17 protein-coding genes are annotated in these 22,927 nt (G+C 69.6%); 13 read left to right on the top strand and 4 right to left on the bottom strand.

Translation table 11 applies throughout. The features are described 5' to 3' along the window. The first annotated feature begins 126 nt into the window (after positions 1-126). From mrdA to ACFZDC_RS31230, 9 genes are all read left to right on the top strand, one after another. Entirely contained in the window at positions 127-2,376 is a 2,250-nt protein-coding gene (gene mrdA / locus ACFZDC_RS31270) for a penicillin-binding protein 2 (RefSeq protein ID WP_391329152.1), read from the top strand. Further along, complete coding sequence (gene rodA, locus ACFZDC_RS31265; protein WP_391329151.1) at positions 2,373-3,572, top strand: rod shape-determining protein RodA; 1,200 nt, start codon at positions 2,373-2,375, stop codon at positions 3,570-3,572. Before mrdA ends, rodA begins: the two co-directional genes overlap by 4 nt. A gap of 51 nt (positions 3,573-3,623) precedes the next feature. After that, positions 3,624-5,123 carry a CHAD domain-containing protein gene (locus ACFZDC_RS31260; RefSeq protein WP_391329150.1) on the top strand — a complete coding sequence of 500 codons (1,500 nt, stop codon included), beginning with the start codon at positions 3,624-3,626 and terminating at the stop codon, positions 5,121-5,123. Positions 5,124-5,228: 105 nt separating this feature from the next. After that, complete coding sequence (locus ACFZDC_RS31255; protein ID WP_391329149.1) at positions 5,229-7,190, top strand: TIGR03960 family B12-binding radical SAM protein; 1,962 nt, start codon at positions 5,229-5,231, stop codon at positions 7,188-7,190. Between the two features lie 373 nt (positions 7,191-7,563). After that, positions 7,564-8,274, top strand: coding sequence for an SRPBCC domain-containing protein (locus tag ACFZDC_RS31250; protein WP_391329148.1), 711 nt, complete (start codon positions 7,564-7,566; stop codon positions 8,272-8,274). A 637-nt stretch (positions 8,275-8,911) separates the two neighbouring features. Next, the gene (locus ACFZDC_RS31245; protein ID WP_391329147.1) at positions 8,912-9,526 is read left to right on the top strand and encodes a DUF1326 domain-containing protein; all 615 of its coding nucleotides are present in this window, start codon (positions 8,912-8,914) and stop codon (positions 9,524-9,526) included. Beyond that, positions 9,523-10,281 carry a DUF2182 domain-containing protein gene (locus ACFZDC_RS31240; protein ID WP_391329146.1) on the top strand — a complete coding sequence of 253 codons (759 nt, stop codon included), beginning with the start codon at positions 9,523-9,525 and terminating at the stop codon, positions 10,279-10,281. The genes ACFZDC_RS31245 and ACFZDC_RS31240 overlap by 4 nt, the downstream gene beginning before the upstream one ends. A 369-nt stretch (positions 10,282-10,650) precedes the next feature. After that, positions 10,651-11,214 (top strand): hypothetical protein, encoded by a 564-nt coding sequence (locus ACFZDC_RS31235; protein WP_391329145.1) that lies wholly within the window; start codon positions 10,651-10,653, stop codon positions 11,212-11,214. 449 nt (positions 11,215-11,663) lie between these two features. Continuing rightward, complete coding sequence (locus ACFZDC_RS31230) at positions 11,664-13,724, top strand: restriction endonuclease (protein WP_391329144.1); 2,061 nt, start codon at positions 11,664-11,666, stop codon at positions 13,722-13,724. Between the two features lie 283 nt (positions 13,725-14,007). On the opposite strand, the gene ACFZDC_RS31225 is transcribed toward ACFZDC_RS31230, so the two are convergent. Next, positions 14,008-14,556: a GNAT family N-acetyltransferase gene (locus ACFZDC_RS31225; protein ID WP_391329143.1), complete on the bottom strand. Its 549-nt coding sequence runs from the start codon at positions 14,554-14,556 to the stop codon at positions 14,008-14,010. A gap of 276 nt (positions 14,557-14,832) precedes the next feature. Between ACFZDC_RS31225 and ACFZDC_RS31220 the strand changes: the two genes are divergently transcribed. The 4 genes from ACFZDC_RS31220 (at position 14,833) to ACFZDC_RS31205 (ending at position 19,286) form a co-directional block, all read left to right on the top strand. Next, positions 14,833-14,973: a hypothetical protein gene (locus ACFZDC_RS31220; protein WP_391329142.1), complete on the top strand. Its 141-nt coding sequence runs from the start codon at positions 14,833-14,835 to the stop codon at positions 14,971-14,973. Next, positions 14,970-15,596 carry a hypothetical protein gene (locus ACFZDC_RS31215; RefSeq protein WP_391329141.1) on the top strand — a complete coding sequence of 209 codons (627 nt, stop codon included), beginning with the start codon at positions 14,970-14,972 and terminating at the stop codon, positions 15,594-15,596. The genes ACFZDC_RS31220 and ACFZDC_RS31215 overlap by 4 nt, the downstream gene beginning before the upstream one ends. Before the next feature lie 168 nt (positions 15,597-15,764). Continuing rightward, positions 15,765-18,398: an amino acid permease gene (locus ACFZDC_RS31210; RefSeq protein ID WP_391329140.1), complete on the top strand. Its 2,634-nt coding sequence runs from the start codon at positions 15,765-15,767 to the stop codon at positions 18,396-18,398. Positions 18,399-18,524: 126 nt separating this feature from the next. Continuing rightward, on the top strand, positions 18,525-19,286 hold the full coding sequence (locus ACFZDC_RS31205; RefSeq protein ID WP_391329139.1) for an SDR family oxidoreductase: 762 nt from the start codon (positions 18,525-18,527) through the stop codon (positions 19,284-19,286). A 147-nt stretch (positions 19,287-19,433) separates the two neighbouring features. Here the strand turns inward: ACFZDC_RS31205 and ACFZDC_RS31200 are convergent, their stop codons facing one another. From ACFZDC_RS31200 to ACFZDC_RS31190, 3 genes are all read right to left on the bottom strand, one after another. Next, complete coding sequence (locus tag ACFZDC_RS31200; protein ID WP_391329138.1) at positions 19,434-20,795, bottom strand: diacylglycerol kinase family protein; 1,362 nt, start codon at positions 20,793-20,795, stop codon at positions 19,434-19,436. Positions 20,796-21,198: 403 nt separating this feature from the next. After that, on the bottom strand, positions 21,199-22,107 hold the full coding sequence (locus ACFZDC_RS31195; protein ID WP_391329137.1) for a YhjD/YihY/BrkB family envelope integrity protein: 909 nt from the start codon (positions 22,105-22,107) through the stop codon (positions 21,199-21,201). 183 nt (positions 22,108-22,290) lie between these two features. Next, a complete protein-coding gene (locus ACFZDC_RS31190; RefSeq protein WP_391329136.1) occupies positions 22,291-22,644 on the bottom strand; it encodes a DUF805 domain-containing protein in 354 nt (117 codons plus the stop codon). Positions 22,645-22,927 lie beyond the last annotated feature (283 nt).

The following is a 22,927-nucleotide window of genomic DNA, read 5'->3' as shown; positions in this document are numbered from 1 at the left end:
ACGCGAACGTTCACCGGAAGGTTCACCCGAAAGGGGAGGCCGTCGCGGAACGCGGCCGCACCGGCCCGTCGTTCATCATTCGTACGCGCACACGCATCCGCGCACTGAGAGGGGGAGACAGCCGCAGTGACCAACATCCCCGAGACCGGACGGACCTCACGGGTCCAGATCCGGCTCGTCGTGATCCAGATCCTCGTCCTCTCCCTCCTCGGCACCCTCGGTGGCCGTCTGTGGTACCTGCAGATCCGGGAGGGCGCCGAGTACCAGAAGCAGGCCTCCGGCAACCATGTCCAGCAGGTCGTCGACCCCGCCGTGCGCGGTGACATCCTGGACGCCCGGGGCGTCCCACTCGCCGACAACGAGACCCGCCTGGTGGTCTCCGCGTCCCGCACGGACCTGCTGAAGCAGAAGGACGACGGCAAGGCCGTCCTCACCAAGCTGGCCGACGTCCTCGGCATGAAGCCCGAGGAGGTCATGCAGAAGGTCCGGCTGTGTGACGCCAAGACCCCCCAGCCCTGCTGGAACGGCTCGCCGTACCAGCCGATCCCCGTCACGGACGAGGCAACGCCCAAGCAGGCCCTGCAGATCCGCGAGCGCGCCGAGGACTTCCCCGGCATCACCGCGGAGCCGGAGGCCGTGCGCCGCTACGCGGGTCCGGGCAAGTCCAACACCGCCCAGGTCCTCGGCTATCTCTCGCCGGTCACCGACGAGGAGATCCAGAAGGCCAAGGACACCGATTCACCCTACCTGCGCTCCGACATGGTCGGCCGCTCCGGCCTGGAGCGCGAGTACGACAGGGTGCTGCGCGGCAAGGCCGGCGTGACCCGCTACGAGGTGGACAACCTCGGCAGGGTCATCGGCAAGGCCAAGGCGGACGCCGCCGAGTCCGGCTCCAACCTGGTCACCAGCATCGACTCCCGGGTGCAGCGGGTCGCCGAGTACGAACTGGACAAGGCCATGAAGACCGCCCGCCAGCAGTACGACAAGATCACCGAAGAGAACTACAAGGCCGACTCCGGTGCCGTCGTGGTGATGGAGGCCAAGACCGGCCGGATCGTCGCCATGGCCTCCGCACCGACCTACGACCCGAACGTGTGGGTCGGCGGCATCTCCGCCAAGGACTACAAGGCCCTCACGGGCAAGAACTCCGACTACCCGCTGCTGAACCGGGCCATACAGGGTCAGGCCGCGCCCGGCTCGACCTTCAAGGTGGTCTCCACGGCCGCCGCGGTCCAGGCCGGCTACCCGTGGGACGGCGGCTACCCGTGCACCAGCTCGTACTCGGTGGGCAGCCAGGTCTTCAAGAACTTCGAGGGCGAGAACTTCGGCCCCATCTCCCTCGGCCGCGCCCTGGAGGTCTCCTGCGACACCGTCTTCTACGGCCTCGCCGACAAGGAGTGGAAGAGGGACGGCGGCATCAACCCCAAGAAGGGCCAGCCGAAGGACTACTTCTTCAAGACCGCCCACCAGTTCGGCCTCGGCAAGGAGACCGGCATCGACCTGCCCAACGAGGTCACCGGCCGCGTGCCCGACCGGCAGTGGAAGCTGGACTACTGGAAGGCCAACAAGGACGCCTGGTGCAAGTCCGGAAAGAAGGACGGCTCCTACGTCGAGAAGATCGCGTACGAGAACTGCCTCGAGGGCAACAAGATGCGCGAGGGTGACGAGATCAACTACTCGATCGGCCAGGGCGACACCCTCGTCACGCCGATCCAGGAGGCCGTGATCTACGGCGCCGTCGCCAACGGCGGCACCATGTACCAGCCGACCATCGGCAAGGCGATCATCAGCGCGGACGGCAAGTCCGTGCAGGAGATCAAGCCGAGGAAGAACGGCCGGCTGCCGGTCGGCCAGGCCACCCTCAAGGGCATGAACGACGCCTTCGCGGGGGTCATCACCCGCGGTACCGCCGCCTGGAAGTTCGGCGGCTGGCCGCAGGACAAGATCCCGCTGCACGCCAAGACCGGTACCGCCGAGGTCTACGGCAAGCAGACCACGTCCTGGCTGGCCACCTACTCCAAGGACTACACGGTGATCATGACGATCGCCCAGGCCGGTACGGGTTCCGGAGCCTCCGGTGAGGCGGTGCGCAACATCTACAGCGCGATCTACGGCGTCCAGGGCGACGGCTCCGTCGACAAGAAGAAGGCACTGCTGCCCGAGCCCCAGAAGGGGCTGCCGAAGGTCCGCACGGACGGCACGATCGCCGCCCCCAAGATCACCGGGGACCCCGGCAAGGACGCCGAGGCCTACCAGCAGAACAACCCCACCAATGGGGACGACCAGCAGCCCGCCACCTCACCCTCGCCCACCAGGGGCAACAGCAACACCCGCAGGCGGCCTCGCAGGAGGGGAAGCCGGAGGATGCTCACGTGACCGGTGCCAACACCTTCTCCGTCTCCGGATACGGCCCCCAGCGGGCCGGCTGGACCCGGATCTTCGCCCGCGACTCGCCGGCCCGCAGGCTCGACTGGCCGATGCTGCTGGCGGCCATCGCCCTGTCCCTGCTGGGCTCCCTGCTGGTGTACTCGGCCACCCGCAACCGCACCGAGATCAACCAGGGCGACCCGTACTACTTCCTGATCCGGCACGTCATGAACACCGGCATAGGGCTCGCCCTCATGATCGGCACGATCTGGCTCGGCCACCGCGCCCTGCGCAACGCCGTACCGATCCTCTACGGCCTGTCGGTCTTCGGCATCCTCGCCGTGCTCACCCCGCTCGGCTCCACCGTCAACGGCGCGCACTCCTGGATCGTGCTCGGCGGCGGCTTCTCACTGCAGCCGTCCGAGTTCGTGAAGATCACGATCATCCTGGGCATGGCCATGCTGCTGGCGGCCCGCGTCGACGCCGGCGACAAGAAGTTCCCGGACCACCGCACGGTCCTGCAGTCCCTGGGTCTGGCCGCCGTACCCATCCTGATCGTGCTGCTCATGCCCGACCTCGGGTCGGTCATGGTCATGGTGATCATCATCCTGGGTGTGCTGCTCGCCTCCGGCGCCTCCAACCGCTGGGTCTTCGGCCTGATCGCCGCGGGAGCCATCGGCGCGATCGCCGTCTGGCAACTGCACATCCTGGACGCCTACCAGATCAACCGCTTCGCGGCCTTCGCCAATCCCGACCTGGACCCCGCCGGCGTGGGCTACAACACCAACCAGGCCCGCATCGCCATCGGCTCCGGCGGCCTGACCGGGGCGGGCCTCTTCCACGGCTCCCAGACCACCGGCCAGTTCGTGCCCGAGCAGCAGACGGACTTCGTCTTCACGGTCGCCGGGGAGGAGCTCGGCTTCCTGGGCGCCGGCCTGATCGTCCTGCTGCTCGGTGTCGTCCTGTGGCGCGCCTGCCGCATCGCCCGAGACGCGCCCGACCTGTACGGCACCGTCGTCGCGGCCGGCATCGTCGCCTGGTTCGCCTTCCAGTCCTTCGAGAACATCGGCATGACCCTCGGCATCATGCCGGTCACCGGCCTGCCCCTGCCGTTCGTGTCATACGGCGGCTCGTCGATGTTCGCGGTGTGGGTGGCGGTGGGACTGCTGCAATCGATCAAGGTGCAACGCCCGATGTCGGCGTAAGGCACCTGACCAGAGGGGCCTAACCAGGCGAATCGCGGCTAGATTCAGTTCATGGCGGATGCAAAACGCGAGATCGAGCGCAAGTACGAATCCGATGAGAGCGGGCTGCCCGACCTGACCGGTGTCGGCGGGGTGGCACACGTCCTCGACAAAGGCGTGGTCGACCTGGACGCCACCTACTACGACACCGCCGACGAACGCCTGGCCGCGGCCTCCCTCACCCTGCGCCGCCGCACCGGAGGCTCCGACGCCGGCTGGCACCTGAAGTTCCCGGTCACCCCCGGCATCCGCGACGAGATCAGGGCCCCACTCGCCGACACCGTCCCCGACGAGATCGCCGCCCTGGTCCGCTCCCGGACCCGGGGCACCGAGCTCATCCCCGTCGTCCGGCTCCGATCCCTGCGCGACGTACGCCACCTCGTCGACGCCGACGGCCGGCTGCTGGCCGAGGCGAGCGTCGACTCCGTGACCGCCGACCGGCTCAACCGGGCCGGCGGCACCGCCCAGTGGACCGAGATCGAGGTGGAGCTGGCCGACGGCGGCGACCCCGCCTTCCTCGACCAGGTCGAGAAACGGCTGCGCAAGGCGGGCATACAACCGTCGAAGTCACCGTCCAAACTGGCCCGGGCCCTCGAGCAGACCGGCGGCCCGCGCACCCGAACCGGGAAACACGCGGCCCCCGTCACCGCCGGCGACCACGTCCTCGCCTACCTGCGGGACCAGCGGGACGCGATCCTCGAGTACGACCCCGCCGTCCGCCGGGATGTGCCGGACTCGGTCCACAAGATGCGCGTGGCGACCCGCCGGATGCGCAGCACCTTCCGCAGTTTCCGCTCGGTCCTCGACCGCGGCGTCACCGACCCGATCGGCACCGAGCTGAAGTGGATCGCCGGCGAGCTGGGCGCCGACCGCGACCAGGAGGTGCTCGCCGAGCGCCTGACGACCGCCCTCGACGAACTCCCGAGCACCGTGGTCTCCGGCCCCGCCCACGCCCGGCTCAGCTCCTGGGCGAGCGCACGGCACAGCCACACCCGCGGCCACCTGCTGGCAGTCCTCGACTCCGCGCGCTACCTGGCCCTGCTCGACACCCTGGACGCCCTCCTCGCCGACCCGCCGCTGCGGAAGAAGGCCGCCAAGAAGCCGACGAAGGTGCTCTCCAAGGCCGTACGCAAGGACCTCGGAAAGGTCTCCCGGCTGATCACCGATGCGCTGGACCTGCCCCCCGGCCACGACCGCGACCTCGCCCTGCACGAGGCCCGAAAGAAGGCCAAGCGCACCCGGTACGCGGCCGAGGCGGCCACCCCGGCCCTCGGCGGCCCGGCCCGCTCCCTGACCAAGTCAATGAAGTCCCTGACCACCCTGCTCGGCGACCACCAGGACAGCGTCATGGCCCGCCACACCCTGCGCGAACTCGCCGCGGTGGCCCACGCGGCCGGGGAGAGCGCGTTCCCCTACGGGGTCCTGTACGGGCGCGAGGAACAGCGGGCGGCGGCGGTCGAGGCGGAGCTGCCGGGCCGGTGGAAGGAGGTCCGCTCCGGGACCTCCGTCTGAGCGGGCGTATGGGGGAGGCCTCCGGGCGGGTTACGCTTGATGGTCACCCTCCCCCAGCCTCCGGCCGGGGGTACCCCCAGTCAGCTCACGAAGGTAACCCCCGCGATGTCTGTCGAGTCGGTCTTCCCACAGCTCGAAGCTCTGCTCCCGCATGTGCAGAAGCCGATCCAGTACGTGGGCGGCGAGCTGAACTCCACCGTCAAGGAGTGGGACAGCTGCGACGTCCGCTGGGCGCTCATGTACCCGGACGCGTACGAGGTCGGCCTGCCCAACCAGGGCGTCATGATCCTCTACGAGGTCCTCAACGAGCAGGAGGGCGTCCTCGCCGAGCGCACCTACAGCGTCTGGCCGGACCTCGAGGCGCTGATGCGCGAGCACGGCGTCCCGCAGTTCACGGTGGACAGCCACCGCCCGGTGAAGGCCTTCGACGTGTTCGGCCTCAGCTTCTCCACGGAGCTGGGCTACACGAACATGCTCACCGCCCTGGACCTGGCCGGGATCCCCCTGGAGTCCAAGGACCGCACCATCGACGACCCGATCGTCCTGGCCGGCGGCCACGCGGCCTTCAACCCCGAGCCGATCGCCGACTTCATCGACGCGGCGATCATCGGTGACGGCGAGCAGGCCGTGCTCGACATGACCCGGATCATCGGCGAGTGGAAGGCCGAGGGCCGCCCCGGCGGCCGCGAGGAGGTCCTCTTCCGCCTGGCGAAGACGGGCGGGGTGTACATCCCTGCCTTCTACGACGTCGAGTACCTCCCCGACGGCCGCATCGCCCGCGTCGTCCCCAACAAGTCCGGCGTCCCGTGGCGCGTCTCCAAGCACACGGTCATGGACCTGGACGAGTGGCCGTACCCCAAGCAGCCCCTGGTCCCGCTCGCCGAGACGGTCCACGAGCGCATGTCGGTCGAGATCTTCCGCGGCTGTACCCGCGGCTGCCGCTTCTGCCAGGCCGGCATGATCACCCGCCCGGTCCGCGAGCGCTCGATCACCGGCATCGGCGAGATGGTCGACAAGGGCCTGAAGGCGACGGGCTTCGAGGAGGTCGGCCTGCTCTCCCTGTCCTCCGCGGACCACTCGGAGATCGGCGACATCGCCAAGGGCCTGGCGGACCGCTACGAGGACGACAAGATCGGCCTCTCCCTCCCCTCCACCCGCGTGGACGCCTTCAACGTGGACCTGGCGAACGAGCTGACCCGTAACGGCCGCCGCTCCGGCCTCACCTTCGCCCCCGAGGGCGGCTCGGAGCGCATGCGCAAGGTCATCAACAAGATGGTCTCGGAAGAGGACCTGATCCGTACGGTCGCCACGGCCTACGGCAACGGCTGGCGCCAGGTGAAGCTGTACTTCATGTGCGGCCTGCCGACGGAGACCGACGACGACGTCCTCCAGATCGCGGACATGGCGACCCACGTCATCCAGAAGGGCCGCGAGGTCTCCGGTTCCAACGACATCCGCTGCACGGTCTCGATCGGCGGTTTCGTCCCCAAGCCCCACACCCCCTTCCAGTGGGCGCCCCAGCTCTCCGCCGAGGAGACGGACGCCCGTCTGGCGAAGCTCCGGGACAAGATCCGCGGTGACAAGAAGTACGGCCGCTCGATCGGCTTCCGCTACCACGACGGCAAGCCCGGCATCGTCGAGGGCCTGCTCTCCCGCGGTGACCGCCGCATCGGCGCGGTCATCCGCGCGGTCTACGACGACGGCGGCCGCTTCGACGGCTGGCGCGAGCACTTCTCCTACGACCGCTGGATGAGTTGCGCCGACAAGGCCCTCGCTCCCTTCGGTGTCGACGTCGACTGGTACACCACCCGCGAGCGCGGCTACGAGGAGGTCCTCCCGTGGGACCACCTCGACTCCGGCCTGGACAAGGACTGGCTCTGGGAGGACTGGCAGGACGCCCTCGACGAAACCGAGGTCGAGGACTGCCGCTGGACCCCGTGCTTCGACTGTGGTGTCTGCCCGCAGATGGATACTTGGGTACAAGTAGGTCCGACCGGCAAGAAGTTGCTCCCTTTGACGGTCAAGAACGCAGGTCAGGCGCCCGCTGCGAGTGGTCACGAGCACTGACGTGAGCGAGGCACTCGATCGGGTGATGGAGGCGCTGGCGGGGGCGAGCGAGGACGAGGTGACCGCTGCGCTGTCTGCGCTCGGCGCTTCGCGTCCTCGCCCGTCGGCGCCGACGGCGTCTTCTCGGACGCCGCTGCCGAGCCCTAGGGCGGCCTCGGGGGTCGTCTCCGAGGTGGAGTGGGTCTAGGGCTGCTCCCGGCTCGCACGTGACTGTGGCTGGCTAAGCCCCCTTCCCTGCCAGGAAGGGGGCTCACCGAAGAGCTGGCGACCACAGTGCGGCAGGTGGTCGAGCGCTACGACTGTGCCGGCGGCCGCCCGTACCGGATGGTTGCCCCCGGACACCTGGCTCCCGCGGTGACACAAGGAGAATCGAATGAGTGACGACACACGGCCGCGGATCGAGGTCACGATCGCGGCGCCCGTGGACGTGGTGTGGGACGCGTTGCGGGACAAGGACAAGATCCGCCACTGGTTCGGCTGGGACTACGACGGCCTGGACGGCGAGATCGACCTGATCTTCTTCACCGAGACCGTGGAGGATCCCTCCACACGCACGTTGAGACTGCACGGCGGGGACGCAATCAGTCTCGAACCGCACGGCGAGGGCACCCGGGTCACGCTCACCCGCGTCCTACGCGGTGACACCCCGGACCTGGACGCCTACTACGAGGACGTCACCGAAGGCTGGATCACCTTCATGCACCAGCTGCGGTTCGCCGTCGAGCGCCGCCCCGGCGCCGTCCGCCGCACACTCAGTTTCGTGGGCAGCAACGACAACGCGGTGCACCTCATCAGCGCACTAGATCTCGTACACATCGCCGCGGGCACGCCGTTCCAGGTGAATCTGCTCGGCGAGGACGTCAAAGGCGAGATGTGGTACCGCTCCGACCACCAACTCGGCATCACCGTCGACACCTGGGGCAACGGTCTGCTCATCGTGTCCAGCATGGCCGCGACACCCGACAAGCCGAACGGCGCGGCCATGGCGATCCTGAGCACCTATCACCTCGACGACACCCACCTGGCCGACCTCGAATCCCGCTGGCGGACCTGGTGGACGGAACGCTTCCCAGGTGGCGAATAACCCCCCGTCAGCCGCGCACACACGAGGATCGACCGCGGGCGCGGGCGCGGGCGGGTGGCTATCTGCCCGCAGATGGACACGCAGATCCAAATTGGCCCGACCGGCAAGAAGTTGCTGCCGCTGACGGTCAAGCACGCTGGTACGGCGCCGGCTTCGAGCGGTCACGCGCACTGAGGTGGGCGGGGCACGCGATCGGGTGGTTGAGACGCTGGCGGGGGTGAGCGAGGACGAGGTCGCGGCTGCACTGGCTGCAGTCGGCGCTTCGGTCCGTCGCCCGTCGGCGCCGCAGGCTTCCTCTCGGTCGCCGCTTCCGGGCCCTGGAAGTGCTCGGCGCATCGTCTCCGAGGTGGAGTGGGCCTGAGGGCGGGGTCCAAGTTTCCGCGTGCCTGCATGGCCTCGAGCCCCTCTCCTGATGGGAGGGGCTCGCTGCGTTCCGCACACGCGGCCCCCGTGCCGCGCCCACAGTGATCGGGAGGTCGCTGGTGGTGCCCACGCCCCGCACTCCTGGTGAGTCGCATCGGCAGTGGAACTGCGCGACGGAGGCTGTCGGGAATAGCCTGGAAGAAGGGACGTCGGGGTGGTGCTGGCCGTCCTGAGGTATTCAGATCGTCGAGGGGGCGCGAAACAGGGAGGAAGGATGCCCTGGAATCTGAGCGGCACGTACCTGGAGAGCTGCAACTGCGACGTGGTGTGCCCCTGCACCACCTCGGGTCTCACCGCGCCGGCCGACCACGAGCGCTGTCAGGTGACCTTCGCGTTCCACGTGGACAGCGGGTCCGTGGACGGCGTGGACGTCTCCGGCCGCAGCGTCGCCGTCTTCATCGACGCACCCCAAGTGATGGCCGAGGGCGGCTGGCAGGTCGCGCTCTACGTAGATGTCTCGGCCGACGAGAGTCAGGCGGACGCACTGGGCAAGGTCTTCTCCGGCCAGGCCGGTGGGCCGATGGCGGCGCTCACTCCGCTCATCGGCGAGGTCCTCGGAGTGGAGCGCGTGCCCATCGATTACCGCGACGACGGCCGCCGCCACGCCGCGCGGGTGGGCGACGCCATCGACATCGAGATCGAGGACCAGGTCGCCCCGCAGTTCGGCGAGGACGGTCCGGTGATGGGCCTGACCGGCATGTTCCACCCTGTGAACAGCACACTGACGATCGCCCGGTCCACCCGGGCGATGGGCCACGACGTGTACGGCCGGTCCTGGGACTTCACGGGTGGCAACGGACACTCGGCGCCCTTCACGTGGTCCGCATGACCGATGGGCCGGTTACCGGCCGCCGCTGGGCGCGCCCTGCCGGGCTTCTGCTGGTCGCCGCGGCCATCGCCTGGAGCTGGATGGTGACGCGCTGGGGAGGCATGCAGGCGACGACCGGCACCATGGGCCTGGGACTGCCCGCTTTCCTGGTCGTGTGGACGCTGATGATGGCCGCGATGATGCTGCCCTCCACGGCACCCGTCGCTGCGCTGTACGCACGCACCATCACCGTGCACCGGTCGAGGCGCATGGTCGCTTTCACTGTCGCCTACCTGCTGGTCTGGGCCACGGCCGGGCTGCCGGCGTACGCGCTGGCCGCGGGCCTGGGTCGGGCGGCGACCCTCCCCGCCGCGGCAGGGACCGCAGTGGCCGCGGCCGTGTACGCGGTCAGTGGCGTCTACCAGCTCACGCCCCTCAAAGACCGCTGTCTGGCGAGGTGTCGCTCGCCGATCGGGCTGATGCTTCGCTACGCCTCGTACCCACGGCCCTCTCGCGATCTGCGTGCCGGAGCCCACCACGGTGCCTTCTGCCTGGGCTGCTGCTGGTCGCTCATGCTGCTGTTGGCGGCGTTCGGTCTGATGAACCTGTGGGCCATGGTGGTACTGGCCGTCGTGATCACCGCCGAGAAGCTCGCTCCGGCCGGCCGCCTGGTGGCCCGTGCGGTGGGCATCGCCTCGATCGCTCTGGCCGTCGCCGTGTTCTGGGTCCCGGCGCTGGCCCCGGGTCTCACCGATGGCGGTGTGAGCGGCATGTGAAACATGCATGCTGCGCCCGCGGCGGGGGTTCGCCGCCTTGGGGCGACTTCTGCGCAAGCTCGCCCAGGACGACCCGTCTCGCATCTACCCCGCCCGTCGGGCGAGGCCCGGCAGGGTACTCCGGGCTGGGTGGGACGGGGGCCGGTCACAGCACTAGCACCTGGCAGTGGACGACCGGCGCCGGCACAGCTCCAGATCTCGCACGGACTGGGTTGTGGGCCCTCAGATGGGCACGCAGATCAAATCGGCCCGACCGGCCAGAAGTTGCTGCCGCATCGCTGTCGGCTGTGGTGTCCCGAATGCGTGTGCGGGGGTCGACGTGCCGGTGCGCTGGTTGCGTCCTTGAGGGAGGTGGACCACCGTGAACAGGTGATCTCTGTTCCGGGCTGGATGTGGCAGCGGGGGTCGGTGAGCCGGGGTGTGGGCGCCGGCCTCGCCGCCGGTGTCTTCTTCGGGGCTTTCGCTCTCGTCGAGGCGATGTCATGGGCGGCCGCGGCGGTGGTTTTTGTGGTGCTGGGCCTGCTCTACGGGGTCCGAGTGGCGCGCCGCATGGCCAGGATCTGGCCTGCGGCCAAAGGCATGAACCGCGCCGACCGGGCAGCCGTGGTACGCGCCACCCGGCGAGGCGAGGCCATCGACGATCCTCGGCTGGCGTCCTCGGTCGTCGAGTACGCCGGCGCCCTGCGCCGGACCGCCGAGGAGGACCGACTGGGCCGCCGGGTTGTCCTGCTCGTCACCGCGCTCGCGGTCGTTCTTGCCGTGTACGACACCGTGATGAGCACGACCGGCGAGACGATCGCCTCGTGGCTGGTGGTCGTGCTCCTCCTGGCCGACCTGATGTGGTGGCCTCGCCGTCGAGCCGTCCTTCTGGCCCGAGTCGATCGCGCAGAGGCGTCGGCCCGCCGCATGAACACGGGCCGAGGAACGAGGTAGTGCGGATGTGCGCTTGTTGGAGTTCGCCCCCCAGATGGACACGACCATCCAAATTGGCCCGATCGGCAAGAAGTTGTTGCCGCTGACGGTCAAGAACGCGGGTCCGACGCCGGCGTCGAGCGGTCACGCGCACTGAGGTGGGCCAGGCGCTCGATCGGGTGGTTAAGGCACTGGCGGGGGTGAACGAGCACGAGGTTGCTGCCACGTCGGCTGCTGTCGCGGTATCGGGCCGTCGGCAGCCGGTTGCGGTGGATCCGGTGGCGGCGCGGGTGCGCGCTCCGTCTTGCCGTTTTCACACGGGTGACCTGCACGGACCGCCGATTTCAGTTGCCCTTGGCAAGTTGATGTCCAGGACGGCGGTTGCTGGATAAAGTCGGTTTGTCACAACTGATTGTGGGGGCAACCAGAGTTTGGCCGGGCTGCCGACGTCCTGGGGAGGGCCTGAGCGCATGAGTCGTCGCTCTGCTGGTTTTGTCAACACTTGGGCTGAAGCGCAGCGCCAGTACCAGCGGCAGATCGAGGCCGAGCAAAGGCGACGTCGGGAGGAAGCGCGCCAAGCGCGGGACTACGAACGACGTGCCGCTCAGGGGTACCGCGAGTATCGGCAGGCGGAGGCCAGGCAACGAACGGCAGAACTGGACGCGCAGGTCGCGACCCTGCAGGGACTCCTGGCCGCGGGATGCCGGGCGCCGGCATTCAGGGCGTCGTCGTTGACGCGCGTAGCAGAGGTTCCGCCGTTCGACCCTGGCCGGCTCGCCTGGCCGGTGCGCATGCCCGATCCGAACCAGTACCGGGCGCAGGGCGGCTGGACGGCCAACCGACGTGCGCAAGCGGAGGCGGAGGCGCGATCCCGCTTTGAGCAGGACTGGCACGCGGCACAGGCCGCGGAGACGCAGCGACTGCAGCGGTTGGCCGCCGCCCAGCGGGACCACGACCAAAGGGCTGAGGCGCAGCGAGCTGAAGTGCGACGGCACAACGACGGCGTCACCGAGGCGATTGCGGGTGTCCGGCGGGGGGACCCCGAATCCGTGGTTGAGTACTTCTCGGCTGCTCTCTACTCGTCGACTGCATGGCCTGAAGGGTTCCCCCGGCAGGTGACGGCGGCCTTCGACTCGGCGGCACGGCAGTTGGTGCTGGACTGGGAGCTGCCCGGGTACGACGTCGTCCCGGAAGCGAAGTCAGTGAGGTACGTACCGGCCCAGGATCAGGACAAGGAGACAGCGCGCCCCGTCACGCAGCGGCGTGCACTGTACCGGGAGGTGCTGGCACAGAGCATGCTGTTGGTCCTGCACCAGCTTTTCGCAGCGGACGAGTTCTGCATCCTCGACTCGGTGGCACTGAACGGCTTCGTGGACGCACCCGATCCTGCTACGGGCAGGCAGGCCCACATTTTCCTGGCCACCGTCATGGCACAGCGGGCGGCCTTCACGGACCTGTACCTGGAACAGGTGGACCCGACCAGTTGCCTGACGGGCGCGCTGCGGGGACAGGTCACGGCCCGGCCCGACCAACTCACCTCTGTACGGCCGAGTCGGCAGCCCGAGGACGTCGGAAACCAGGTTGTCACCCACGGCGCCGGCAACGAGGAGCCGGACCTGTACGACATGGATCCGATCGCCTTCGAGTCCCTCGTGGCAGACCTGTTCCGCGCGATGGGGATGCAGGCGGTGACCACACAGCGCTCGAACGACGGCGGCGTTGATGTCGACGCCCTGGACCCGACTCCCATCCGGGGCGGCAAAATCGTCGTCCAGGTGAAGCGCTACCGCAACACCGTGCCACCCACCGCGGTGCGCGACTTGTACGGTACGGTCCAGGACGCCGGAGCCAACAAGGGTGTCCTGGTGACGACGTCGGGCTTTGGCCCGGGCTCGCACACCTTCGCCCGTGGCAAGCCGCTGGAGCTGATCTCGGGCAGCGAACTCGTCGACCTGCTGCACCGGCATGCGCTTCGCGGACGCCTGGGGGAGGGCGGACGACGGGCCCCCGCACAGCCGGCACCGCCCGGTCCCGAGACTCCGTCCGGTGATTACAACGTGCTGGGTATGACGTGGTCCGGCAACGTGGCGTTGGACGTCTGCGCCCTTGTCTGCCGTGGCGACCGCGCCCTCGGCGAAGACCACTTCGTCTTTTTCAACAACCCGCAGACCCCGGATGGTTCGGTACGCGCGGTACCCGCTTCGGCACCGGATAAAGCGGCTATACGCGTCGCCTTCGACGCGCTGCCGGAAGGCGCTGATCGGTTCGTCCTGGTGGCGGCCGTGGACCCGGAGGCGAACCCGAACGCCGATCTCTCCGAATTCACCGATGCCTGCATTCGACTACTGGACCCGTCAATGACTGAACTCGGCCGCCTTGAGGTCTCCGACGGCCGCTCCGGCGAGACGGCGTTGGTGCTCGGCTCATTCAGGCACAGGGCCAGCGGTGACTGGGACTTCGTGCTTGGTGGGAAGGGGTACACGGGAGGTCTGGAGCAGCTTGTCCAGGACTACGGCATCGAAGTGGAGTAGCTCGGAGGGGGCCCCGGAACACTCGGTGGCCGGGCTTCGGAACAGGGGCGCGATGGTGGTGCGAAGCCGCTGCCGGGTCCTGGGAGCGCCCCGCACATCGTCTCCGAGGTGGAGGAGTGGGTCTGAGGTGCGTTCCAGGCTTGTGCGTGACGGTGTGGCTCCGCGAGCCCCTTTCCGGACTGGGAAGCGGCTCGTTGGTGCCAGGTGGCGCGTGAGTATGTGGGCTTGGCGCTTCGGACTCCTGCGACGCGGCTGAGCTACGACTTGCTCTACGTCATCCAGTTCAACCGGAGGGCGTGACCGAGGACCACACGCCGAACCACTGCTCGGCGCCGAACTCCTCGAACCGCTGCACCTCGGTGAACCCCAGCTTCGCCGCAAGGCGCGTCGCGCGGTCGTTGGCGGTCTGGGTGCAGAGCACCACCGGCTCGCTGGGGAGCACGTCGGCGAACCAGGCGAGCGCCGCTGCGCACGCCTCGGCGGCGTACCCGCATCCCCACGCTTCCGGCAGGAACATGTAACCGAGCTCGGCCTCCCCGGCATCCGGACGGACGTGACCCGGACGCTCGGCATCGCGCCGATCGAACGTGACCATGCCGATCATCGCTCCGTCGAGATCGATCACGAAAAGGCCAGGGCGCCGCCCGGGCACCTCAGGCACCACGCGTTCGAGCTCATCGCGCGGTCGAGGGCCACCGATGTAGGTGCCCACCTCCGGCGATGCGAACAGCTCGATGAACGCCGCACGGTCTCGGGCCTCGGACTCACGGAGCACGAGCCGTTCGGTCCCTGTCGGAGCAGGTGGCCAGGCGACGGGGCCGAGTCCAGTCATGGCGGCAAGCTAGCGCACGCCCATGAGAGTGGAACTGGTTCAGCGCTGGCCGAGCCGCGGGCATTCTGGTGGATCGACGCACGACGGGGTCTCCGGTTCCTGGGCCCGGTCCCGCTTCCACTGCCTGACGGCCCCGTGCAGGAGGCTCCGGCTAGCCCGATGTATTGATCTACAAGCGTGTTTTCTCAGGATTGCGCCGGTGCTCCGGCGTGCCCAGGTCAAGCTCGCACTCGGACTCGAGGAACACGCGACACTCTGAGCACAAGGAGCACCCACATGAGTCCTGAGGACAGGACGGCCTCGCACCCGGGGTCAGCGGCTCACAGCGGGTTCGGCAGGGCCCGCAGGCTCGCCGCGATCGCCACGGCGGTGACGGTCGCGGTGGCGGCCCCCGCGGTGCGGTGGCCGCCGGCATGACCTCTCGGTCGAGCGCGCCGTACGCCGCCGACCCCCGCCAGGGCGACCCAGAGAAGCCGAACCACCGTACGGGCGCCGATGGCGACGACTGCGAGACCAAGCACCCGAAGCCCACGGTCACGGTGACCAGGACGGCGACCGCGACCGTCACCTCGACCTCGACCTCGACCGTGACTGCGACGGTGTGCGGCACCGGCGTCGATTCGACGCAACCGAACGGCATGGAGCAGTTCCTCGCCGCACTCGTCAACGGGACGCCGTGCGCCGGTAGGCGCCCCGACATCAACACCACCCCGGACAACCCGAACATCGTGTCCGGCCCGGCCGACGCTCCCGGCTGGATCGACCTCAGCACGATCGCCGGCTTCCCCACGGACTCGCCGGTCTGCGACATCTCGGTCGACACCTACGGCAGTGACGCGTTCTACAAGATCATCACTCAGGGCGGGCCGGTCTCCACCCTGCACTGCGCGGCCAACGGCACCTCCCGTGTGTCCCGCCCCGGCGCAGGGAGTGACGCCGCAGTCCCGGTGGACAACGGTGACACCCCAGCCCCGACCGATGCCGCCCGCCATGGCCGACCGCGGCCCCTCCCGGAACGGGTGGCACGAAGTGGCCCCTGACCGGCCGGGCAGGGCGGGGGCCGCCGAACACGTAGTCCGCCGGCGCCCCCCAGGCGCAGAGCGCGCGGAACTCTCGGGCGCCGCCCGGGCTGCCGGGTCGCGTCACCGGCGGCTCTCCTGCTGCCCTCCGCTGTTGCGGACGGGAGTGGCCCGGCGTTGGAATCAAGTGTGAGGCACTTTGGCGGCGCCGGGTCCGCCGGCCGCCCCGCGCCTGGGACGGGGGCCGGCCGGAAGGGGCTCAAGAACGACGCCCTGGGCATGTTCTCCTCGGTGGTCATCGGGATAGCGTCCACCGCCCCCGCCTACAGTCTCGCGGCAACGCTGGGGCTCATCGTGGCTGCGGTCGGCCTGCAGGCCCCGATCGTCATCATGCTGTCGTTCGTGCCGATGCTGCTGATCGCGTACGCCTTCCGTGAGCTCAACGCGGGCAACGCCGACTGCGGAACCACCTTCACCTGGGCGACCCGCGCCTTCGGACCACGCACCGGCTGGATGGGCGGCTGGGGCATCGTCGTCGCCAACGTCATCGTCATGGCGAGCCTCGCCGAGATCGCCGGCGCCTACAGCTTTCGGTTGGTGGGCCTGGACGGGCTGGCGGAGGACCGGCTGTGGACCACCGTGGCGGGCGTCGTCTGGATCGCCGTGATGACGACGGTCTGCTACGTCGGCATCGAGTTCTCGGCCGCCGTCCAGCGCTGGCTGCTGTGCCTGGAAGCGGGGATGCTGGTCCTCTTCGCCGTCGCCGCGCTGGTCAGGGTCTACACCGACCCTCCACCGACGGCGGTCCATGTCTCCGCCTCCTGGTTCAATCCCTTCGAGGTGTCGTCGATGAAGGGCCTCACATCGGGCCTGCTGGCGGGGGTCTTCATCTACTGGGGCTGGGACACCGCCGTCTCCATCAACGAGGAAACCGTCGACAGCACGCGTATCCCCGGGCGCGCCGCAGTCCTGTCCACCGTGCTGCTGCTGATCATGTACGCGCTGGTGGCCACCTCGGCGCAGGCCTTCGCCGGAGACGGCTCCTCGGGCATCGGGCTGGGCAACACCGGCCACTCCGACAATGTGTTCTCCGGACTGGGCGAGGCCGTCTTCGGGAGCCACGACGCGGGGCTCGTCCTGTCGAGACTGCTGATCCTGATGGTGCTGACCTCGGCGCTGGCCTCCACCCAGACCACCATCCTGCCCCTGGCCCGTACCGTCTTCTCCATGGCGGTCCACAAGGCCGTCCCCTCCAGGTTCGCCCGGGTCCACCGCAGGTTCCTCACCCCGACCTGGTCGACCGTCGGCATGGGAGCGGTCTCGATCGCCTTCCTCGTCCTGCTGACCTCCTTCAGCGGCAACGTGCTGGCCGACTCCATCGACTCGGTCGGTCTCGCGATCACGTTCCAGTACGGGCTGACCGGGTTCGCCTGCCTCTGGTATTACCGCAGGATCCTCACCCGCAGCACCAAGGACCTCGTCTTCAAGGGCGTGCTGCCCGCGCTGGGCGGGCTGATCATGCTCTGCCTGTTCTTCTACGCAGCCTTCGTCTACGCGGCCCCCGGGTACGGCGCGACCAGCGTCGACCTGCCGCTGATCGGACCGACCGGCGGGGTCACCGTCGTGGGCCTGGGCGCCCTGCTGCTCGGTCTCCTGCTGATGCCGGTGGTCACCCGTGGCCACGCCGTGACCCTCAAGCTCCAGCGGAGCCTGCTGCCACGCCACCTGCCGGCGCACACCGCCGTCGACTCGGCGAGCCGCTACCTGGCCGCCGACAGCGGGTCCGGGGTGGGCGGCGACTGGTACGACGTCATCCCGCTGTCGGGCACCCGGGTCGGCCTGGTCGTCGGGGACGTGGTCGGTCACGGCCTGCGCGCCGCGGCCACCATGGGACGCCTGCGTACGGGTGTGCGCGTCCTGGCCCGGCTGGACCTGACTCCGGACGAGCTCCTGTCCCGCCTGGGCGACCTGGTCGAGCAGACCGAGAACGAGCGCGAGGCCGGCCCCGGCTCGGGCCACCCGAGGCAGCACGCCGACGAGGCCCTGGGCGTGACCTGCCTGTACGCGGTGTACGACCCCGTCTCGGGGGAGTGCAGCCTGGCGCGGGCCGGGAAGTCGGTGCTGGCGCTCGTCGGACCGCACAGGGGCGTCGTCGACTATCCGGAGCTGCCGCCCGGACCGCCCCTGGGAGTGGGTGGCGCGCCCTACCAGAGCAGGGAACTCCAGCTTCCGCCGGGCAGTGTCGTCGCCCTGTTCACGGGCGGCCTCCTCCAGGCGACCGACGGCGGTGACGGCGGACTCGCCCAGCTGTCACAGGTCCTCGCCGGCGACCACGGGTCCCTGGAAGAGCTGTGCGACCGGGCGGTGACCACCCTGCTGCCCGGGCCGGTGGACGTGGACGCGACGCTGCTCCTGGTCCGCACACGCCTGCTCGACCGCAGCCGGTTCGCCCAGTGGGAGCTGCCCCCGGACCCGGCGGCGGTGGCCACCATCCGCACCGCCGTCAGCAAGCAGCTGGGCGAGTGGGGGCTGGACGACCTGGCGTTCACCACCGAGCTCATCGTCAGCGAACTGGTCACCAACGCCATCCGCTACGTCGGCGGCCCGATCCAGGTACGCCTGATCCGCGACCGCTCCCTGATCTGCGAGGTCTCCGACACCGGCCACACCACGCCCAATCTGCGGCATGCCGCGAGCGACGACGAGGGAGGCCGGGGACTGTTCATCATCGCCCAGATGACCCACCAGTGGGGCACGCGCTACACCCCGACCGGCAAGACGCTCTGGACCGAGCAGGACATGCCGCCGGCGGACGGGCACTAGCACCGGCTGCCGCTGCCTGGGCCTCGTCGGCCACGGCTGGGTCGGCCGGAAGGTGGTCCGCAGGCCGAAAAGGAACACTGGGATCAAAGGGACACTGGGATCGGGGGCCGACACCCGGAGGTACGGATGAGTGCAGTGCCCGGCGCCGCCGGCACCCATGGCCGACCCCGCCTCGCCGACCAGACCGTCGTGGTGATCGGCGCGAGCGCGGGGATCGGACTCGAAACCGCCCGCCAGGTACGCGCGGACGGTGCCCGAGTGGTCATGGTCGGCCGCAACCCCGAGCGGCTGCGGCAGGCCGCTGCCGAGCTCGATCCCGTCGGCACAGCGGCGTTCGACGCCACCGACAGCGAGCGTCTCAAGCAGTTCTTCGACGATCTGCCGGGTCCGGTCGACCACGTGATGGTGACCGCTGGTGCCCCCTCCTACATGCCACTGGACAGCATGGACCTCGCCGACGCCCGGCGTGAGTTCGGCGACCGCCTCGCCACGACACTCGGGGTGGCCCTCCACAGCCGCGGCAAGGTCCGCGCCGGAGGCACGCTGCTGTTCATGGGCGGTACCGGAGGCCGTCGGCCCGGGGTCGGCATGGCCGTCGTGTCCGCCGTCACCGCCGCTCTGCCCGCCCTCGTCGCGAATCTGGCACTCGAGCTGGCACCGGTCCGGGTGAACCTCATCGCCGCCGGTTTCGTCGACACACCGCTGTCGGCCGCGCTCCTCGGCGATCGGCTCGAGGCCAGGCGCGAGGAACTGCGGGCGACGCTTCCCATCCGGCGGGTCGTCGGCCCGGCCGACGTCGCGGCGCTGGCCGTCCACCTCATGTGCAACGACGCGCTCACGGGCGGAACGTACGACATCGACGGCGGTCAGCAGCTCATCTCCCACTGACCTGCACGGTGGGTGTTCACGACCCTGGCGCTGCGCGTCGGTCGGGCCGATCATCGCGTGTCGGCCGATCATCGCGCGTTGTCCGTGTGCGTCCTCGTCGTCGGGGACGCACACCGCTGTGCGCGTCCGTGGCCACCCGGAACGCCATTACCTGATCTCGGCCGAACCGCGCCGGCCCTGAGGCGTCCTGCGATGCGGCCGTTCGTGGCCCAGTGCGAGCCGGGTCACCGCCGGCCAGTCGACCGGTGGGCCGCCTCCGTCCCGGCCGGGCCGGCGGCGCGGGACACGGACCCGGAGCGCGCCGGGGCGGATACGGCAGACGACGGGGGTGGGGAGCGTGACGTACTCACCGTCGATCCCGGCGGCCAGGGTGCCGTTGCCGCTCTCCACGACGACCTCCTTCGCGGTCAGCCGGGTCAGACCGGAGGAGCGGTCACCGCGTACCAGCCGCGCCGCCTGGGCCGCGTCGTCCACCCGTACGCACACCACGCCGAGCAGCCCCGACGCCAGGCTCTGCCGACGGCCCGGACGACTGGCGTCGACGGCGCGCAGGTAGGGGTTGTTGCTGACGAGCAGGGCCTGCAGCCCGTCCAGGTGCCGGCCGTCGGCACGCATCCCCAGACGCGGCGCCTGCGGGCCCGTGAGGAGGCCGGGCAGCGACCGGAACGCGGTGTGCAGCGGGTGGCCGCGGTAGTCGGGTTCGGCGACCACGGCCGCGTAGGTGCCGAACGAGGCATTGTTGACGAACGCCCGGCTCGCCGCGTACCCGAGGTCGACACGGAACTCGACGCCGTCGGACAGCGCGTCCAGCGCGGTGGACGGGTCGCGGCGGTCGAGGCCGAGGTCCAGGGCGAAATGGTTGCGGGTACCCGCGGGAATCGCCAGGAAGGGCAGGTCGTGCCGGGCGGCCACCTCGGCCACCAGGGCCTGGGTGCCGTCGCCCCCGGCGACGCCCAGGAGGTCCGCGCCGTCGGCCACCGCGTGCCGGGCCAGGGCGGCGACGTCCTGGTGGGTCCCGGTGTCGAGGACGACCACCTCGGCGCCCGCCGCCCGTGCCTTGTCGACCAGGTGGAAGTGGTCCACCTTGCCGCCTCCGGAGAGCCGGTTCATCACGATCCATGGGCGGCGGGGCGCGGCGGCCGGTTGGCGACGTCCCTGTCCTGCGAGATCGTCCGCGGGGGCCAGCGCCGCATGGGCCGCGGTGAGGGCCACCAGCCACAGCACGAATGTCACGATGGCCGGCCACAGCATGCCGTACGTGGAGTAGAGGCCCAGGATCGTGAGCGGAGCGGCCACGGACAGCAGTGCGCCGACGATCCGCAGCGGCCCGGCGTGGGCCAGCGTCCACCACACGCCGCTCGCCGTCAGCGCCAGACCCGCCACCGCCAGCAGGAGCCAGAGCAGACTGCGCAACCCCGCGGCGAGGAGCGGCACCGCGGCACTGGCCAGCAGGGCCAGCAACGCAAGGCGTGCCCACCACGGACGGCCTCCGCCCGGTGCCGGCCGCATCGGCCCGCGGCTCACCAGGCCGGCCGGGACCGGCGGGATTCCGCCGTGCCCCGGGCACGCAGGGGCCGGATCCCAGGCCCGAACGGCCGGTGCGGGCGGTGTGCGGTGGTCATCCTGTGCCTCGCCTCGTCTCGCCGATCGTGACCGGGCCCGTCTCGCCCCCGCCTCCCGAGCATCCCGTGATCCACCCCAGCGTCTTCCCGCGGACCACCGTCCACCTCACCCCGCGCGGGTGATCCCGCGGCCGACGACCGGACTCGGAGCATCGCCCATGAACGGCAGCCCCGGCCCCTGAACGGCAGCCCGGCTCATAAGCGGTAGCCCCGGCCCATGAACGGCAGCTCCAGCATGGAAGCGCGCCACTTCCGGGGCCGGAGGCCGCAGCCGCCGCCCGGCTTGCGTTTCACTCGTCGGGTGGGTCCTCGGGGCGGTGGCGCGACACCTGGCGGCGTACCGCGCGCCAGCGTGACCGCGTCTGCTCGACCACGCTGTCCCACTGACGGCGGACCTCGTCATCGGGAGTGCGTTGCCCGTGGGCGATCCGCGAGAGTTCGTCCGCCACCTCCCGCCCCAGTACGGCCGACCCGACGATGACGAGCATCACTCCGAAGAGCGCCGAGATCAGAGCGAAGACGGCACCGACGACTCCGTAGCGCTCGGCGGAGGTGTTGAACAGGCGCGGCAGGTAGAGGGTGGTGCCGACGGAGTAGGCCGCCGTCGCCACGGCCGCCGTGAGACCGAAGGGGATCAGGTCCTGCCAGGCGACCCTTCGGGCGGACAGCAGATAGCCGCTCCAGATCAGGAAGACGGCGCTCACCGGTACCTCGCAGACCGTGGCCAGGAGTCCCCTCCGGCTCTCGCCGAGGAGGGTGTACAGCCAGCCGGACACCAGTGTGTAGAGGCCGGCGGACAGCAGCCACCACAGCCCGTTGCGGGTATTGCGCACGCTGAGGGGCTTGAGTTCCCAGGTCTGTTCGAACAGCCGCTGCAGGGCGCGCGTGAAACTCAGTGCCGAGATGGCGAGGAACAGCACGCCGAACACGCCCACCCCCGTGTTGCCGCCCTGTGCGGGCGAGAAGAGGGCGTTCACCGCTTCCGCGCCGGCCCCGCTGAGACCGTACCGTCTGATGATCCGCTCGGCGGCGTCATAGGTCGTGAGGCTGGTCAGAAGGGTGCCGGCGAGGATCGTGACCGGGACCAGTGCGGTCAGGGCGCTGGAGGCAAGGGCCATCGAGCGGTCGAAACCCGCGACTCTCTGGAAGCGGCCGAAGACCCGGAGCGCGAAGGCAGGACGCAGCCAGAACGTCAGCATTCTGACGAGACGTCGGCGAGTGTTCTCCGCCGTCCTGTCCTCCCTGGAGATCGTGACGTGTGCGAGATGTTACGAGAAGTCCAGGTGAATGACTTTAGCGGTCCTGCGTCCTGGCCTGCCAAGCCCGACACGGCAAAGGCCCGCCGGAGAACTCCGGCGGGCCTTGCTGTCCCTGACGTCTACTCAGACGGCGGGCGCGAACTTGGGGTTGGGGCCGTACTGGTTCGGCTCGGCCTTGCCCTCGCTGGCGAGGAAGACGATCAGGATGATCGTGCCGACGAGCGGGACGAGCGAGATGAAAATCCACCAGCCGGACCGGCCCGTGTCGTGCAGGCGGCGGATCGTGACGCCGAGGCCCGGAAGCAGGATGGCCAGGGTGTAGATGAGGCTCAGGATGTTCGAGCCGATGGCGCGGTCGACGACCGTCAGCACGATGCTGATGATCAGGTTGAACAGGAAGAACATCCAGTATTCCTGTCGGCGCGCGCGCCCGCTGAAGACCGCGTACTTCTTCAGTACGTCCACGTACCAGTGCATTTCTCGTCCCCCCAGGGATGGTGATGTGCGTGAACCCCATCGAATCAGTCGGGATGACCGAAAGCCATCGCAGTGGCGTGCACAGATCAAGGCGTTACCTTGCTGCGGCCATTCGGTGACCAGGGCGCCCCGATTGACCGCTTCGGGCGCCGGACCTCACGCCGGACGGCTGTCCAGCCAGTCGAAGACGGTCACGTCCGCCGGAGTGGTGTATCGACGGCCACTCGGTGATCTCGTTTTGAGGCTATGCGGTGAGTTCGGTCGGGAGGACGGTGTCGTCGGT

It is taken from the genome of Streptomyces sp. NPDC007905 (genome assembly GCF_042959345.1).
GTDB lineage: Bacteria > Actinomycetota > Actinomycetes > Streptomycetales > Streptomycetaceae > Streptomyces.
Note: the sequence above shows the minus strand (reverse complement) of the source record. Positions and strands in the feature narration are given on the sequence as shown.

Coding starts and splice junctions, on each gene's coding strand:
- ACFZDC_RS31190 (WP_391329136.1), bottom strand. CDS start 22,644: ATGCACTGGTACGTGGACGTACTGAAGAAGTACGCGGTCTTCAGCGGG.
- ACFZDC_RS31245 (WP_391329147.1), top strand. CDS start 8,912: ATGCCCTGGAATCTGAGCGGCACGTACCTGGAGAGCTGCAACTGCGAC.
- ACFZDC_RS31220 (WP_391329142.1), top strand. CDS start 14,833: ATGAGTCCTGAGGACAGGACGGCCTCGCACCCGGGGTCAGCGGCTCAC.
- ACFZDC_RS31260 (WP_391329150.1), top strand. CDS start 3,624: ATGGCGGATGCAAAACGCGAGATCGAGCGCAAGTACGAATCCGATGAG.
- ACFZDC_RS31195 (WP_391329137.1), bottom strand. CDS start 22,107: ATGCTGACGTTCTGGCTGCGTCCTGCCTTCGCGCTCCGGGTCTTCGGC.
- ACFZDC_RS31205 (WP_391329139.1), top strand. CDS start 18,525: ATGAGTGCAGTGCCCGGCGCCGCCGGCACCCATGGCCGACCCCGCCTC.
- ACFZDC_RS31230 (WP_391329144.1), top strand. CDS start 11,664: ATGAGTCGTCGCTCTGCTGGTTTTGTCAACACTTGGGCTGAAGCGCAG.
- ACFZDC_RS31255 (WP_391329149.1), top strand. CDS start 5,229: ATGTCTGTCGAGTCGGTCTTCCCACAGCTCGAAGCTCTGCTCCCGCAT.
- ACFZDC_RS31225 (WP_391329143.1), bottom strand. CDS start 14,556: ATGACTGGACTCGGCCCCGTCGCCTGGCCACCTGCTCCGACAGGGACC.
- ACFZDC_RS31200 (WP_391329138.1), bottom strand. CDS start 20,795: ATGCGGCCGGCACCGGGCGGAGGCCGTCCGTGGTGGGCACGCCTTGCG.
- ACFZDC_RS31250 (WP_391329148.1), top strand. CDS start 7,564: ATGAGTGACGACACACGGCCGCGGATCGAGGTCACGATCGCGGCGCCC.
- ACFZDC_RS31215 (WP_391329141.1), top strand. CDS start 14,970: ATGACCTCTCGGTCGAGCGCGCCGTACGCCGCCGACCCCCGCCAGGGC.
- ACFZDC_RS31240 (WP_391329146.1), top strand. CDS start 9,523: ATGACCGATGGGCCGGTTACCGGCCGCCGCTGGGCGCGCCCTGCCGGG.